Source organism: Pseudomonas sp. GZJR-8, assembly GCF_002916705.1.
GTDB lineage: Bacteria > Pseudomonadota > Gammaproteobacteria > Pseudomonadales > Pseudomonadaceae > Aquipseudomonas > Aquipseudomonas synxantha_A.
Genome location: NZ_JXSI01000008.1, coordinates 230,538 through 246,458, shown reverse-complemented (window position 1 = coordinate 246,458; position 15,921 = coordinate 230,538). Strand labels below are relative to the sequence as shown.

10 protein-coding genes are annotated in these 15,921 nt (G+C 59.1%); 3 read left to right on the top strand and 7 right to left on the bottom strand.

The features are described 5' to 3' along the window. Positions 1-159: 159 nt before the first annotated feature. Positions 160-6,030 carry a dermonecrotic toxin domain-containing protein gene (locus tag TK42_RS17735; protein WP_103734781.1) on the top strand — a complete coding sequence of 1,957 codons (5,871 nt, stop codon included), beginning with the start codon at positions 160-162 and terminating at the stop codon, positions 6,028-6,030. 8 nt (positions 6,031-6,038) lie between these two features. Here TK42_RS17735 and TK42_RS17730 read toward each other — a convergent pair whose 3' ends face one another. The 7 genes from TK42_RS17730 to acs form a co-directional block, all read right to left on the bottom strand. Continuing rightward, entirely contained in the window at positions 6,039-7,019 is a 981-nt protein-coding gene (locus TK42_RS17730) for a GlxA family transcriptional regulator (RefSeq protein ID WP_005790635.1), read from the bottom strand. A 246-nt stretch (positions 7,020-7,265) separates the two neighbouring features. Beyond that, positions 7,266-8,030 carry an ABC transporter ATP-binding protein gene (locus TK42_RS17725; RefSeq protein WP_005790637.1) on the bottom strand — a complete coding sequence of 255 codons (765 nt, stop codon included), beginning with the start codon at positions 8,028-8,030 and terminating at the stop codon, positions 7,266-7,268. Positions 8,031-8,057: 27 nt separating this feature from the next. Further along, positions 8,058-9,170, bottom strand: coding sequence for a succinylglutamate desuccinylase/aspartoacylase family protein (locus TK42_RS17720; RefSeq protein ID WP_103734780.1), 1,113 nt, complete (start codon positions 9,168-9,170; stop codon positions 8,058-8,060). Between the two features lies 1 nt (position 9,171). Next, a complete protein-coding gene (locus TK42_RS17715) occupies positions 9,172-9,870 on the bottom strand; it encodes an ABC transporter permease (protein WP_103734779.1) in 699 nt (232 codons plus the stop codon). Further along, entirely contained in the window at positions 9,867-10,556 is a 690-nt protein-coding gene (locus tag TK42_RS17710; RefSeq protein ID WP_032879821.1) for an ABC transporter permease, read from the bottom strand. Before TK42_RS17710 ends, TK42_RS17715 begins: the two co-directional genes overlap by 4 nt. A 91-nt stretch (positions 10,557-10,647) precedes the next feature. After that, complete coding sequence (locus TK42_RS17705; protein ID WP_032879819.1) at positions 10,648-11,433, bottom strand: ABC transporter substrate-binding protein; 786 nt, start codon at positions 11,431-11,433, stop codon at positions 10,648-10,650. 658 nt (positions 11,434-12,091) lie between these two features. Then, positions 12,092-14,047: an acetate--CoA ligase gene (gene acs / locus TK42_RS17700; protein WP_005790645.1), complete on the bottom strand. Its 1,956-nt coding sequence runs from the start codon at positions 14,045-14,047 to the stop codon at positions 12,092-12,094. A gap of 398 nt (positions 14,048-14,445) precedes the next feature. Here acs and TK42_RS17695 point away from each other — a divergent pair, with 398 nt between their 5' ends. Both TK42_RS17695 and TK42_RS27160 read left to right on the top strand, forming a co-directional pair. After that, positions 14,446-14,715, top strand: a complete 270-nt coding sequence (locus tag TK42_RS17695; protein WP_014719601.1) for a DUF2790 domain-containing protein — start codon at positions 14,446-14,448, stop codon at positions 14,713-14,715. A 573-nt stretch (positions 14,716-15,288) separates the two neighbouring features. Continuing rightward, a partial coding sequence (locus TK42_RS27160; protein ID WP_256584604.1) for a ribonucleotide-diphosphate reductase subunit beta occupies positions 15,289-15,921 on the top strand: 633 nt, incomplete at its 3' end.

Sequence of the window (15,921 nt, the reverse complement as noted above, 5' to 3'; positions counted from 1 at the left end):
CAATGCGACAAATAGCGTCGCAATGGCGCAGTTTAAACGCTGCGCCAGGTTTGCGTCAGGGTTATCCAGTGAAAGGGTTGCGCCCCCTAACTATCTAAAGTCCCCCCTCTGCAACCGGCTGGTTTACTGCGGGCTTCATGACTTGCACGGACCCGCTCCATGACGAACCTCGATTATTCCGATACCCGCCTGCCCGACAGCCACTATCAATTGTTGACCGACACCCTGCCCTCCTGGCTCGGCAATGCCTGCGCCGACAAACGCCAGGCACTTGCCGCCACCCAGCCACAACAGCTGCCGGGCAGTGCCGAACAACGCGCCGCGCTCGCGCGACTGACCGGTGCCCACTGGGAGGCACAGAACAGCGTAGATCGGGCATTGCAGCACCTGCAGGACGCCAAGGCGTTCGCCAAGCCGATCCTCGAACAGGCATTGAAAGCCGATTACGGCCTGGACCTGAACGTCGAGACAACCTATTTACGCCTGTATATCCCTGATCGTACCCCCTGGTTCCCGATACGCTCCGGTGCAGCGCGCACCTGGACGGTTTCGCTGCTCGACGCCGCCCTGCATAACTTTGAGCTCAAGGAAACCCTGGCCGACGCCTACGAGCCGGCCTCGACCTTTATCACGCAGCCTTCGGCCAGCGGGCAATTCGACACTTTGCCGCAGATCAAACGTGTGCTATCGATCCAGGCATTCGCCAGCCTGTGCCGTGACCTGGACATGGGTGCCCGCTACGCCCGCTACCTCAACGATGAGCTGGGCATGTCCAACCCGGTTGCCGCTGCGGTATTGCGCCTGAAGGTCGACGCCAGCCAGAAAGCCGCCCTGCATGCAGCCGTGCAACTGGCACGTATCAAGGACGATATCAGCGACGACTATGCTGACTTGATCGAAGGGCTGGTAGCTGGCACGCCCAACCTCAAGCTCAACGACCAACCGTTGCGCTGTCAGGAGCTGCGCATGATGGACATTGCGCTGACTGGCATTCAACTGTTCTCTCCCGACCTTGAGAGTCCGCGCTCGCCGCAACGCCTGGTGGCATACGTTCCAGATGATCCGCAGCACCCGCTCAAGGAATACGCCTCGCCTTTGGCATTCAAACAGGAACTGACCCGGCAACTACGCGACCGCGATTACCAGACCTTCTTCAGCCGCTTTGTACCCCACGCCCAACGCGGGGTGTTTTTTTCCGGCTTGAGCCAGCGCCTGGCGCGCATCACCTGGCACCCGCCGGTCAGGGGCAGCGGCCAATCGCCCTGGCGCAGCACCCCCATCGAAGACCCCAAGCTACAGTTTGATGCGCAGCCTGTCTGGGGCGACCCCTGGTTGCATCTGTACCGTCGCAAACTCGACAAGATTCTCAACGACGCCCGCACACTGGCCGTCTCCACCGCCAGCGTCGATCGTGAGGCGCGCTGGCGGCTTTGGGACTCTTTCGTCGATGTGGCTTCCTCTATCCTCAACGCCGCACTGATGGTGGTCGCCCCCTTCGTGCCGGGCCTGGGCGAATTGATGCTGGGCTACATGGCTTATCAACTGCTCGATGACGTGTTCGAAGGGGTGATCGACTGGGCCGAAGGCCTGGGCAAGGAAGCCTTCGGTCATCTGATGAGCGTGCTGGAATCCCTGGTGCAGATGGGTGCTTTCGCTGCGGGCACCCAAATTGGCCCGACCGAACTGCGTAAAGTGCTGCCCGAAAACGTCCTCGCGTACATTGACAGCTTCAAACCGGTGAGCCTGGCCAACGGCGCCAAACGCTACTGGAAACCGGACCTGGCGCCCTATGAGTACCCATCATCGTTGCCAACGCGCCTGGGTATCAACGAGCTGGGCCTGCACGAGGTACGCAAGGAAACAATCCTGCCACTGGAAAACAAGCTGTACACCGTGGAAGAAAGTCCGGACAGTGATTTTTACTACATCAAACACCCCAGCCGCCCTGACGCCTATCGCCCGATTGTGCGACACAACGGCGCCGGCGCGTGGCACACCGAACTCGAACAGCCCTTGCAGTGGGACAAGCACACGTTGCTGCGCAGACTGGGGCACAGCGTGCAGGATTTAAGCGAAGCGGACCGGGAACTGGGCTTGCACATCAGCGGCGTGGATGAGGGTGTCGTGCGCAAAATGCACGTCAACAGCGAGCCTCTATCGCCGCTACTGGACGATACCTTGAGTCGTCTGCGCATCGACCGCAGCATCCAGCGGCTGATCGATCAGCTACGCAGCGACGACCCGGCGGTGTACCACCTGATTGACCCACAAGACACCTTGCAAGTGTTGACCACCCACGGCTCGTGGCCGCCCACCAAAGCCTTGCGCATCGTCGACGACAAGGGGCAAACAGCCTGGGAGTTCGGTGATGAACGCATGCCAGTGATTCAGGTATTTGAGGCCCAACTGGAGAACGGCGACTTGCTGAAAACCGTCCTGCGTGGGATGAGCAGCGAAGAAATCCGTGCGCCGTTCGGTGAGCGCGCCAGCGATCCCGAACTCAGCCTGGATCGCCGCGCCCAACTGCTACGCCATAAGCTCGCGGACATTGCCGATAGCCAGCGCAGCGCGTTGTTCGACTCGCGTTATGCGACGTTGCAAGCCACCACCGAACCGCTTACCCAGCAATTGCTCACCACCACGCCTGAACTGCCTATAAGCGTTGCGAAAACACTTGTGAGCGAGGCCAGCGGTGCAGAACTTGAAGCACTGCATGAACGAAACACGCCCCCGCGCCTGGCCGAACTGGCACGCACCGCGTTGAATGAAGTACGGATCAACCGTGCCTATGAGGGTCAGCACTTGAATACGCCGCCCTCCCTGGACACTGATCGCCTGGCACTGAACTCCCTGCGCACACTGCCAGGCTGGTCTGGCGAGGTACAGCTAGAGGCTCGTCACCACTCGCAAACCGGACCGAGCTGGCTGCGGATCGGTCCAGATGACGCCCCGATCCAGCGCACGTTGGTGCGTACTGAAGCCGGCCGCTACCAGCCCCACAATGAACAGGGTGCCCTCTCCAGCGAGACCGACCTGTACTCAGCCGTTTTAAGTGCCCTACCCGATAAACAGCGTGACCAGCTCGGCCTTGGCATCCACGACGGCGCACAACTCAAGCAGCGCCTGCGGCAAGCGCCGCTGCCACGCAGTGAACTGCGCACACTACTCACCCCTGATAGCAAGCCGGAAAGTGTCACTGAAGCCCTGCGCCTGCTGGGCAGCGACAACGGCTATCGTGCCCAGGCGCCGGCGCCATTAAGACCTGTGAACTTGCTTCAACGCGCGCACGACCTGTACCCCAGACTTCGCGAACGCCAATTGACTACCCTGGTGAACCACTTGCACTCACAGCCTGGCGGTGCACTCGCGGGCCTTGAGGCGCTGCGCATCGAATACAACCAACTGGAACATGACCTGAATGCCTGGCAACGCGACATTCCGCTTCGGCCCCCCGGAAACGGCGCCCTACTCAGCGCACACCAGCGTCTGTACGAGCAACGCAATCGCAGACTCATTGCCCGCGAACTCAAACGCTGCTGGCGCAGGGAGTTACCCCTCGATGACTACTTCGAAGACCCGGCGCGCGACGGCTACCGACTGAACCTGCGTTACCCTATTCGTGGCGAACTGCCGCGACTGTCCGCCAACTTCGATCACGTATCAATGCTGACGCTGTCAGGCAGCAACCACACGCAAGGAGCCGCCGCGTTCCTGGGCAACTTTCCCCGACTGCGTCACTTGACCGTTGACAGTATTCCCTTGGGCAACCTGCCCCCAGCCGTACTTCAGATGCGCAGCTTGAACGCATTGAGCCTGAGCGACTGCGCAATTACCCTGACGCCGCACAGCCAAACCCAGCTCGCCTCGATGACCCAATTGCAAACCCTGGACCTGCATCGGGTGCCCACTGTGGAAGCGATGACCGAGCTGAACACACTGGACCTGTCCGAAACCGGCATCGATCGCCTCCCTCCCGGTTTGCTCACCCGCAACGACCTTAGCGCAGCCTTTCTCAGCGGCAACCAGATCGGAGAATTACCGGAAGCACTGTTCGATCTTCCGTCACATACCAGCGCTGCCTTCGACCTATCTGACAACCCACTGTCATCGGCCACCCTCGAGCGCGTTAAAGCCTATTACCAGCAGCATGGCACCTACTGGGAGGCCGATGCTCCGGCAGTGGATGTGCGCGACGCAAAAATGCTGTATCCCTCACTGGACACCGACCAGATCAACCAGTTTATCTACAGCCTCCCAGGCGACCTGGAAGCGGGTAGGCGCGAGCTGGCAAGGTTGGCCGGTGAATTGGATACGCTAAAGTCCGAGCTCAACCACTGGACGCAACAGCCGCAGTTGCAGCCATCGGAAGCCACCCGGCGAAGCGAGCTCAGCACATTACTTGAGCAAAGCTGGCGCAGGGAAACACCCCAGGACACTCAATTCGTCCATTTGCTGGAAATCCCCGCGACGCTCGCAGGCGAGCTGCCCACGCTGAGCGCGCACTTCAAGCATGTTGGCTCACTGACCATCAAAGGCAATGGTAGCCCGATGGGGTCGACCGCCTTTATCGACAGCTTCCCGGCCCTAAGTATCCTGGACATCAACAACGTGAGGCTCGGCGACATCCCTGCCCAAGTGCTCAACCGGCAGGCACTATCCATTCTGGGGCTGCCACGCTGCTCAATAGAACTCAGCCCTACCAGCGTAGCGGGGTTGCAAGGCATGACCAGCCTCGAATATTTATACCTGGACCACAACCCGCTGGGCCGTACTCCGGATTTCAGTCACCTGCCCAATCTGAGCACAATCTCGCTGAAAGACACCGGTTTGACACAGCTACCCCCTAGCCTGCTGGGCGACCCGCCACGCCAGTCGGTCAACTTGAGCAAAAACGCCATTGAGCAACTGCCCGAGGCACTTTTTTCCATGCCGGCCTCAACCACCAGTGGCCTGGTCCTTTCCGCAAACCCCTTGACACCCCAAACCCTGGAGTCGATCAAACGCTACTGCCAGCGCACCGGGGAGAGTTTCGCCGCCCAGGCATCCGAATCACAACGCATGCGCACGCAGCGGCTATACCCCTCGTTTCTGGATAACGAGGCAGACCGTTTCATCTTCCGCCTGCCCGGCGACATGGCGGCAATCGAACCGACGTTGACGCGCCTGGAAGCTGAATACGAGCGACTGAACAACGACCTGCAGGTGTGGGTGCAGGCTGTACCGGATCGGCACCCTATCCTGGATGTGCCTATTGACGAACAAACCCGCGCTCAGGACCAACTGAGGCGGCGCAACTTCAAGACACTGCTGGAGCAGGCGTGGCGACGAGAAGCCCCCGAGGATGAAGAAAGCCTGGACGATGAGCTGACCCACCAGGTCTTACTCGACACACCAGTGTTGGGCGACTTGCCGGAATTGAACGCCAACTTCGACCACGTGACCTTGTTCCAACTGGACGGCAGCGGCACCACGACTGGTGTCGACGGTACGTTGCGCAACTTCAGCCATTTGCAAACCCTCAAACTGAGCAAGTGCTCCCTGGGCAGCCTGCCTGAGGCGATCCAGCACATGCCCACACTGTCCACATTGGATATAACGGAATGCGCAATCCGGCTGACACCCGAAACCCGAGGCGTGCTGACGGGGTTGACCGAACTTGAGTTTGTTAATTTGAGCAACAACCCCCTGGGTCACGCCCCTGACGTCGGCTCGCTGAACCAACTGGTTGCGCTGTATCTGAGCAACGCGGCACTGAGCGAAGTTCCAGAGGGCGTATTTGGCCTGGATCAACTGCAAACGCTGGACCTGAGCAATAACGCGATCCGGGAGATACCGCAGGACTTGCTGGAGACGTCAGCAACCTTCAATGGCGACAGCGACTTGAGCGGCAACCCACTGTCGGCGCAAAGCATGGAGCGCTTGCGTCAGTACTACCAACGCACAGGTGTGGACTTCCAGGTCGCGGCCGCCACCGTGGACTCCCAAGGCACACCGCTGGTGGCAGCTCTGCCAGTACCAGAAGAAGACTAACTGTTGAATCAGCCGCGCTCTGAGGGCACCGACGACAACTCGAAGGGACTGCTGCTGCGCCGCTGGTTGCGGTCTTCGCGCGGCGTGGCGCCAAAGAAATTGCGGTAAGCGCTGGAGAAATGCGGCCCCGAGGAGAAGCCGCACGACAAGCCGATCTGGATGATCGACTTGCTGGTTTGCATCAACATCTGGCGCGCCTTGTTCAGGCGCAGTTCCAGGTAGTACTGGCTGGGGACGCGATTGAGGTATTGCTTGAAGATCCGTTCCAGTTGTCGTCGCGACACGCACACGTGCTGGGCGATCTCGTCGGTGGTCAGCGGCTCTTCGATATTGGCTTCCATCAACAGCACCGCCTGGGTCAGCTTGGGATGGCTGGAGCCCAGGCGGTTTTGCAGTGGAATACGTTGGCGCTCACCGCCTTCGCGGATGCGCTCCACCACCAATTCCTCGGACACAGCACCGGCCAACTCCGCGCCGTGATCGCGGGCCAGCACCGCCAGCAGCAGGTCGAGTACCGACATGCCGCCACAAGCGGTCAGGCGATCACGGTCCCAGTCGAACAAATGGCTGGTGGCGATGACCTTGGGGAAGCGCTCGGCAAAGTCATCCTGCCAGCGCCAATGCACGGCAGCACGATAACCATCCAACAGACCAAGCTGGGCCAACGGGTACACACCCGCCGATAACCCACCGATCACGCACCCGGCCCGAACCAGCTGCTTGAGCGCAGTGCTGAGCTGCGACGCAATGACGGTAGGCGGTTCATCCGCCAGCAGGAACAGTTTCTGAAAGCCTTCCAACTTGCCGGCCCACGGCTCGCCCGGCAACTGCCAGGCCCCCTCGGTTTGCGGCTCGGCCTGCAGAAAAGACAACTCGTAGACCACATCCGGATGCACCCGCTGAGCAACGCGCAAGGCCTCCTCAGCCAGCGCAAGCGTGAGTGCTTTTGTGCTGGGCCAAATCAGGAAACCAATTTTGTGGGCGGTCATGGAGTGCTATCCGGAGCGAAAACAGTGAAAGAAGCCGTGGGCCAATGCTAGCCCGTAATCAACTACAAATCCCAAAACAAACAGAGATCAAAAGTGGGAGCTGGCTTGCCTGCGATGACGATGGGTCAGTTAACACATCATTGACTGATGCATCGCTATCGCGGGCAAGCCAGCTCCCACAAGAGATCGGGGCTAACCTCAAGACTGCGGAGCATGCACTATCCCGGTGCACAAAAGCAGCCTTGATTATTTCAAACTGCCAGAGAGGAACTGCTGCAACCGTTCGGACTGCGGGTTCACCAACACTTCCCGCGGATTACCACGCTCTTCAACAATGCCTTTGTGCAAAAACACCAACTGGTTCGACACTTCACGGGCAAAGCCCATTTCGTGGGTCACCACTACCATGGTGCGGCCTTCCTGGGCCAGGTCCTGCATGACCTTGAGCACTTCGCCCACCAGCTCCGGATCCAGCGCCGAAGTAGGCTCATCGAACAGCATCACCTCGGGTTCCATCGCCAAGGCACGGGCAATCGCCACGCGCTGCTGCTCGCCACCGGACATGTGGCCGGGGAACGCATCCTTACGATGGCCCACGCCGACCTTGGCCAGGTAATGCTCGGCCTTTTCACGGGCCTCTTTCTTCGACATGCCCAGCACGTGCACCGGGGCTTCCATCACGTTTTCAAGCGCGGTCATATGCGACCACAGGTTGAAATGCTGGAACACCATGGACAGGCGTGAACGCATACGTTGCAGTTGCTTGGGGTCGGCAGCCTTCATGGCGCCATCCTTGTTGGCCACCAGTTTCAGCTCTTCGTTATTGAGCAGAATCTTGCCGGCGTGGGGCTGCTCCAGCAGGTTGATGCAGCGCAAAAAGGTACTTTTGCCCGAACCGCTGGAACCGATGATGCTGATCACATCACCGGCCGCTGCGGCCAAGGACACACCTTTGAGCACTTCATGACTGCCATAGCGTTTATGCAGGTCTTGGACTTCAAGCTTGTACATGCGGTCGGTTCTCACAAAAACAGGTGGTCAGTCGTTGAGCAAGCGCCCGTGACGCAGCGCTTCGCGCCCCGCCACCTTGGCCAGCCAGAAACCCGCTTGGGCATAACGTAGCCGTTCAACGGCAAACAACACCCCTGAGGTACCCGCACAAATGGTGCTTACGCGGTCGGTCAGGGGGTCAATCACTTCAAAAATCTCGTCGCCGGTTTCTACCCAGTCGCCAGCTTTACGCAGGTAACTGATCACACCGGCATGGGGGGCGAACAGCAACTCGGTGCCTTCAAAGGGCATGCCTTCACAAGGTTCATGTTGCGGTGCGGGCCATTGGCCCCTGATCAAGCCCTGTTCGGCGAGGAATGCCAGAATGCCTTCGGCGTGGAAGATCGCTTCATCACGGCCGGTGTCGGCCTGGCCGCCCAACTCCAACGTTGTCGCCAGACAGGCCAACGGAATCTGGGCCTCGGGGAACAGGCGCGATAAACGCAGCCACGGCAACGAGCACGCCTCGTCAAACGAACTGCCGCCGGAATCTTCCGCCAGCAGGCCGACCTTCACATTCAAATGCGCTGACAGCGACCGCCACTGCGGCCAGTGCTGCGGCAGCGCATACATGTGCAGCGCGGCTTCGGCATCGCAATGCAGGTCCAGCACCACATCGGCGGTGCAGGCATGGCTCAGCAGAATGCGCTGCATGCCTTGCAACTGGCTGCTCGGCTCGGGCAAGGCGGTGAGCGTATCGCTCATGGCCTGGCGAATCATGCGCACATTGGCGTGCGGGTCATCGCTCAGTTTGTCTTGCAGCAACGCGGCGACCGGCTCACTCAACTCAACGAAGTCGCGATTGAAATTCTTGCCGCTGCCCACTTCGAAACGCCCCTGATGGCTGCCTTGCAACAGCTGGCCAAGGCCCATCGGGTTGGCTACCGGCACCAGCTCGATCACGCCGTTGAGGGCGCCCTGCTGTTCCAGCTCGGTGAGGCGTTTTTTCAGTTCCCATGCGGCACGCATACCCGGCAACTCATCAGCGTGCAGGCTGGCCTGGATATAGGCCTTGCGCTCGCCGCTGCCGAAGCGAAATACGCTCAGTTGGCGCTCACAGCCCAGGTGCCCCCAGGGCAGCAGATGATCGATACGTTCCATATCAGTGCTTCCGTGGAGCCAGATAGCTCAGCCAGCGGCGCTCGGCCAACTTGAACAGGCGCACCAGAATGAAGGTCAGGCACAGGTAGAACACGCCGGCGGTGATGTAGGCTTCGAACGGCAGGTAATACTGGGCATTGACCGTACGCGCGGCACCGGTGATGTCGATCAGCGTGACGATGGACGCCAGGCTGGTGGTCTGCAGCATCATGATCACTTCATTGCTGTACTGCGGCAGCGCACGGCGAAGGGCCGATGGCAACAGGATGCGGCGGTACAGCTTGTAGCGCGACATGCCCATGGCCTTGGCCGCTTCGATCTCACCGTTAGGCGTGGCCTTGAGGCTACCGGCGATAATCTCGGCGGTGTAGGCGCTGGTGTTGATCGCAAAGGCCAGGCAGGCGCAGAAGGTCGCGCTGGACAGCAGTGGCCACAGGAAGCTCTCGCGTACTGTTTCGAACTGTGCCAGGCCGTAGTAGATCAAAAACAGCTGCACCAGCATCGGCGTGCCGCGGATCACGTAGGTGTAGAGCCAGGCCACGCCGTTGACGATTGGCTGCTTGGACACGCGCATCAAGCCCAGGGGCAAGGCCGCGAGCAGGCCGAAGAACAGCGAAATGGCAAGCAGTTTCAGGGTGGTCAGCAGGCCGCCAAGGTACAGCGGCATGGCCTCCCAGATGACGTTGTAGTCGAAGATCATAGATCAGCCGCCCTTACGCCTACCGAGTAGCGCTTCTCAAGATGACGCAAGGCCAGCAACGACACACTGGTGATCACCAGGTACATCGCCGCCACTGCGAGGAAGAAGGTAAAAGGTTCGCGGGTGGCATCGGCCGCCTGCTTGGCCTTGAACATCATGTCTTGCAGGCCCACCACCGAAATCAGCGCGGTGGCCTTGGTCAATACCAGCCAGTTGTTGGTAAACCCGGGGATCGCCAGCCGAATCATCTGCGGCACCATCACCCGGAAAAACACCTGGAAGCTGCTCATGCCATACGCCAGGCCGGCTTCAGCCTGGCCCTTGGGAATGGCCATGAAGGCGCCACGGAAAGTTTCCGAAAGGTAGGCGCCAAAGATGAACCCCAGGGTGCCGATACCGGCGGCCAAGGGGTTCAAGTCGATATAGTCGTCAAAGCCCAATAGCGGCGCGACGCGGTTGAGCAAGTCCTGGCCGCCATAGAAAATCAGCAGGATCAGCACCAGGTCGGGGATCCCGCGGATCACCGTGGAGTACAAGTCACCCAGCCAAGCCAACCAGCGCACCGGCGACAGGCGTAACGCGACCCCGATCAGACCCAGAACAATGGCCAAGGCCATGGACGACAAGGCGAGCTGAAGCGTCAACCATGCGCCATCGAGGATAACGGCCCCGTAGCCTTTCAACATGATTCAGGTCCTCGAAAAGGGGGATGAAAAAATGGCGCAAACTTCAGAATGACTGGTGCTTGCGCCATTTCGGACAGACAGCTGCGACTATTTACTTGGCATCAGCGCCGTAGATATCGAAGTCGAAGTATTTGTCTTGGATTTTCTTGTATTCGCCGTTGGCACGAATCGCGGTAATCGCTGCGTTGATGCGCTCAAGGTTTTCCTTGTCGCCTTTGCGCACTGCGATACCAATGCCGTCGCCAAAGTATTTGGCTTCGGTGAACGACGGGCCTACAAAAGCGTAGCCTTTGCCGGCGTCGGTTTTCAGGAAGCCGTCCTGCAGCAGGGTAGCGTCAGCCACGGTACCGTCGAGACGACCGGCGGCCACGTCCAGGTAGATTTCGTTCTGGGTGCTGTAACCCTTGATATCCGCACCTTTTGGCGCCAGGACTTCACGAGCGAAACGGTCGTGGATCGAACCGCGCTGCACACCGATCTTCTTGCCCTTCAATTCATCCAGGCTGTCACTGACGGTGGTGCCTTCCTTCATCACCAGGCGCGCTGGGGACAGGTAGTAGCGAGTGGTGAAGTCCACGGACTTCTTGCGGTCTTCGGTGATGGACATGGACGACAGGATCGCGTCGATCTTGCGCACTTTCAGTGCAGGGATCAGGCCGTCGAACTCTTGCTCGACCCAAGTGCACTTGACGTCCATCTGCTTGCACAGCGCATTGCCGATGTCGTAGTCAAACCCGACGATGCTGCCGTCCGGTGCCTTCGAAGCAAACGGAGGGTAAGCTGCTTCGATACCAATTTTCAGTGGCTTGCCTTCGGCGAAAGCCTGCATGGACAGCACGGACAGCGCCAGGGCGCCCAACAGCACGAGTTTCTTCATCTTGGGACTCCATCGGTATAGGGCAAAAACAGCAGTATGAGCCATGGCCCACGATGCGCGAAGGTGTAACCGAATAGCGGGGCTGCGTCCTGCGCGGGCGACACCTGCGACGACGAGCGAGTGATCGGCATTCTAACGACAGGCCGGAAGCCGATATTTCCTCAATGCGACAACAATTTACAGAAGCACTGAGAAAGCGGTTCCAGCTCATTGACAGCCTCTGAGTTTTATGCAGAGACAAAAGATATTAAACCTGATGATGCTGCAAATTACGGGCCTATTATTCGCAAACCCTTCTAGCACGGCAAGTGTGGCGTTTAATCTAATTTATCAGGGGGTCCAAAACGCGGTTTTCAGGGGCGCAAGCGTGGTCCATCGCCTCAGGTTTTGATGCGGGGTTACACATTTGCACCAGCCGGTAACATTCTGAAACGTCCCACAGCAAAAACCGATATTTATTGGCTTGGTGGTTGAAATGCGCTCCAAATGTGAGAGGGGGCTTGCTCCCGATAGCGGCGGGTCAGCCAGTATATTTGGCACAGACCTGATGCTATCGGGAGCAAGCCCCCTCCCACACTGGATATCTGGTGATTGTTAGATCCCGTAGAAAAGCCCCATCCGGCTTAAACCGGATGGGGCTTTATTTGACTATCCGCGCTTACGCGACGTTCATGGTCTTGTGCGTCTCAATCAAATGCGCCACCACACTTGGATCCGCCAGGGTGGAAATATCCCCCAGCCCATCGTATTCAGCCGTAGCGATCTTGCGCAAAATGCGGCGCATGATTTTCCCCGACCGTGTCTTCGGCAGCCCCGGCGCCCACTGGATCACATCCGGTGAAGCAATCGGGCCGATTTCCTTGCGCACCCAGTTTTTCAGCTCCAGGCGCAGCGCTTCGTTGGGCTCTTCGCCATTCTTGAGCGTGACATACACATAGATGCCCTGCCCCTTGATGTCGTGCGGCACACCCACCACCGCGGCTTCGGCGACTTTCGGGTGGGCAACCATGGCGCTTTCAATCTCGGCAGTGCCCATGCGGTGGCCGGACACGTTCAACACATCATCCACACGACCGGTGATCCACCAGTAGCCATCTTCATCGCGACGGGCGCCATCGCCAGTGAAGTACATGCCGCGGAAGGTCTTGAAATAGGTATCGACAAAACGGTCATGGTCGCCGTACAGGGTACGCGCCTGGCCAGGCCACGAATCGAGGATCACCAGATTGCCTTCGGCAGCGCCTTCAATAATGTTACCGAGGTTGTCCACCAGCGCCGGCACTACACCAAAGAAAGGCCGCGCGGCCGAGCCTGGCTTGAGCGCGTGGGCGCCCGGCAATGGGCTCATCAGGGTCGCGCCGGTTTCAGTCTGCCACCAGGTATCGACAATCGGGCAACGGGATTGGCCGACATTCTTGTAGTACCAGTCCCAGGCTTCTGGGTTGATCGGCTCGCCCACCGAACCGAGCAGGCGCAGGCTGCTACCGTCGGCGCCTTCGCAGGCGGCAGTGCCGGAGGCCATCATGGCGCGGATCGCAGTGGGTGCGGTGTAGAGGATGTTGACCTTGTGCTTGTCGACGATCTTCGCCACCCGGGTGATGTCCGGGTAGTTCGGCACGCCTTCGAACAGCAGCGTAGTCGCGCCATTGGCCAGCGGGCCGTAGACAATATAAGTGTGGCCGGTGACCCAGCCGACATCCGCGGTGCACCAGTAGATTTCGCCGGGGCGGTAGTCGAACACTCGCTCGTGGGTCAGGGCGGCATACAGCAAGTAGCCGCCGGTGGTGTGCTGCACGCCTTTAGGCTTGCCGGTGGAACCGGAGGTGTAGAGGATGAATAGCGCTTCTTCGGCGCCCATCTCTTTTGGCGCACACACGGTGCCCGCCACTTTCATCAAGTCTTCGTACCAGATGTCGCGATGCTGGTTCCACTTGATCGCGCCATTGGTGCGCTTGCACACAATAACCTTCTGGATGCTGCTGGTTTCCGGGTTGGTCAGCGCATCGTCGACGTTAGCCTTAAGCGGAATCTTCTTACCGGCGCGGATGCCTTCGTCAGCGGTGATCACCACTTTCGACTTACAGTCGATAATGCGACCGGCCAGGGCTTCCGGGGAAAAACCGCCGAACACCACCGAATGGATCGCACCGATGCGGGTACAGGCCAGCATGGCGACCACGGCTTCGGGAATCATCGGCATATAGATAGTCACCACGTCACCGCGGTGCACATCCTGGCCACGCAAGGCGTTGGCGAACTTGCAGACTTCTTCATGCAGTTCGCGGTAGGTGATATTGCGGCTCTCGGCAGGGTCATCGCCCTCCCAGATGATCGCGATCTGGTCACCACGTTCGGCAAGGTGACGGTCCAGGCAGTTGTAGGAAACGTTCAAGGTGCCATCGGCAAACCATTTGATGTCGACATGGTGGTCGTCGAAAGAGGTCTGCTTCACCGCGGTGAAAGGCTTGACCCAGTCAAGGCGCTTGGCTTGCTCACGCCAGAAGCCATCGGGGTTGACCACCGACTGCTGGTACATGGCCTTGTAGGTCGCCTCGTCGGTCAGCGTGTTGGCTGCTACTTCGGGGCGAACAGGGTACAGGGAAGCCGCACTCATCTTTCTTACCTCGGTGACAATAGTTGTTGTTGTATGGCCCCTGTTGTAGCCGGGGTGGGCCTATAGAACCATTCGACGATGGTAGTAACAAGACCCTACAAATTGCCCTGCTATGCCGGGTAACCGCTCTGGCCCACAGCCTGTGGCGCTTTGCGGGTGGCTGAAAAAACTTTGATCGACCGATTGTTACAAAAACCGCCAAAGGTGTTTATCAAAAGCACGGGTATATGAATATAACGCGCAGGCTTAGAATCACTTCCGCCAACCAAGGCACTGTGATTAACACCGTAACAGCCCCCACGAAGGCACGTTAATCCGAACTTCCCAACTTTTAAGTTACACACGCGGCCTCACAAGGGCCCCGTGCCCCCTTTCGCCCTGAAGAAGGTAATGAAGAAATGAAAGCTCTATTAGTTATGGCCCTCAGCAGCTTGTGCGCCACCGCCGCCCTGGCCGACGAAGCCCCGACTGAGCTGGCCGGCCAGAATGCACCGATCGTTGAGGACTACACCTATAGCACTCACTTGGATGTGGCTAAAGTATTGTCCATGAGCAGTATTCCGGAAGTCTGTGAAGTTGTTCCGGTAAAGATGGAATATGAAGACTCCCAAGGTCAACGACACATCCTCAACTATCAAGTGATGGGCAATGGTTGCTCTAACGGATAACAACTTGGTTATTTAGATTCAACCCGGATCTTGGTCGCCGCAAGAAATCAATCTTGCGGCCAAGAACCCACCTCGAATACACCGCAAATCAAATGTGGGATCTGGCTTGCCTGCGATGGCGGTTTCAGCCACGACGTCCCATACAGCCCTTCTCACCTGCTCCCTCCCCTCCCCATAAAATTTCTCCCAACACCCGCCAGAAATTTCCATCCCCAGCAAAGCCTTGCAAACACTCGCTCTGGCCGAAAACCACGTCATTTTGGCGCGCTCAAGTGACCATCCGCCGCAACACAAACCCAAATTTTTCCCTATAATGCGCGGGTAAATCGGGCCTGCAATATCCCTTTACACTGGGACGAAGAGCCAGACCTGAGGCATCCCGCGCGAGCTTGCACCTACCGCTGCGCACCTCAAGCCTCACGCAGAGCACCCGTAGCCCTATTCCGTTTAATGCGTGCGCTAGCTGCAACAAACGATTCCTTAAGATCCACCGCGGCCATTGGGCCGTGTGAACACCCAACCATCCGGTTTCACACGGGCACCTTTGAGCCCTCACGCAGGAGACGACACGTCATGCTGAGCTGGGACGAATTCGACAAAGAAGAAGAAGGCGAAGTAGCCACCAAAGGCGCCAACGCCGGCCACGCCACCGAAGCCAACATGGACCGCCTCGACGGTGCCGGCGCCGCTGCCGCCATCGAAGCCCGCGCCGTCACCGCCAGTGATTCGGCCGCCATCGTGCGCGCCAAGGCCGCCCTGGACAAACTCGACGTCGCCGAAGGCCTCGCCGAGCTGGAAGGCTCCGCCGCCCGCGTCGCCGTTGACGAAAAACGCATGATCAACTGCCGCGCCGACCTCAACCAACTCGTGCCCTTCAAGTACGACTGGGCCTGGCAGAAATACCTCGACGGCTGCGCCAACCACTGGATGCCGCAAGAGGTCAACATGACCGCCGACATCGCCCTGTGGAAAAACCCCGAAGGCCTGACCGACGACGAACGCCGCATCGTCATGCGCAACCTGGGCTTCTTCTCCACCGCCGACTCCCTGGTCGCCAATAACCTGGTGCTGGCCGTGTACCGCCTGATCACCAATCCGGAGTGCCGCCAGTACATCCTGCGCCAGGCCTTCGAAGAAGCGATCCACACCCACGCGTACCAGTACTGCATCGAATCGTTGGCCATGGATGAAGGCGAGATCTTCAAC

Excerpts from the sequence above, each read along its gene's own strand:
- TK42_RS17735 (WP_103734781.1), top strand. The coding sequence starts at position 160 with ATGACGAACCTCGATTATTCCGATACCCGCCTGCCCGACAGCCACTAT.
- TK42_RS17730 (WP_005790635.1), bottom strand. The coding sequence starts at position 7,019 with ATGACCGCCCACAAAATTGGTTTCCTGATTTGGCCCAGCACAAAAGCA.
- TK42_RS17725 (WP_005790637.1), bottom strand. The coding sequence starts at position 8,030 with ATGTACAAGCTTGAAGTCCAAGACCTGCATAAACGCTATGGCAGTCAT.
- TK42_RS17720 (WP_103734780.1), bottom strand. The coding sequence starts at position 9,170 with ATGGAACGTATCGATCATCTGCTGCCCTGGGGGCACCTGGGCTGTGAG.
- TK42_RS17715 (WP_103734779.1), bottom strand. The coding sequence starts at position 9,870 with ATGATCTTCGACTACAACGTCATCTGGGAGGCCATGCCGCTGTACCTT.
- TK42_RS17710 (WP_032879821.1), bottom strand. The coding sequence starts at position 10,556 with ATGTTGAAAGGCTACGGGGCCGTTATCCTCGATGGCGCATGGTTGACG.
- TK42_RS17705 (WP_032879819.1), bottom strand. The coding sequence starts at position 11,433 with ATGAAGAAACTCGTGCTGTTGGGCGCCCTGGCGCTGTCCGTGCTGTCC.
- acs (WP_005790645.1), bottom strand. The coding sequence starts at position 14,047 with ATGAGTGCGGCTTCCCTGTACCCTGTTCGCCCCGAAGTAGCAGCCAAC.
- TK42_RS17695 (WP_014719601.1), top strand. The coding sequence starts at position 14,446 with ATGAAAGCTCTATTAGTTATGGCCCTCAGCAGCTTGTGCGCCACCGCC.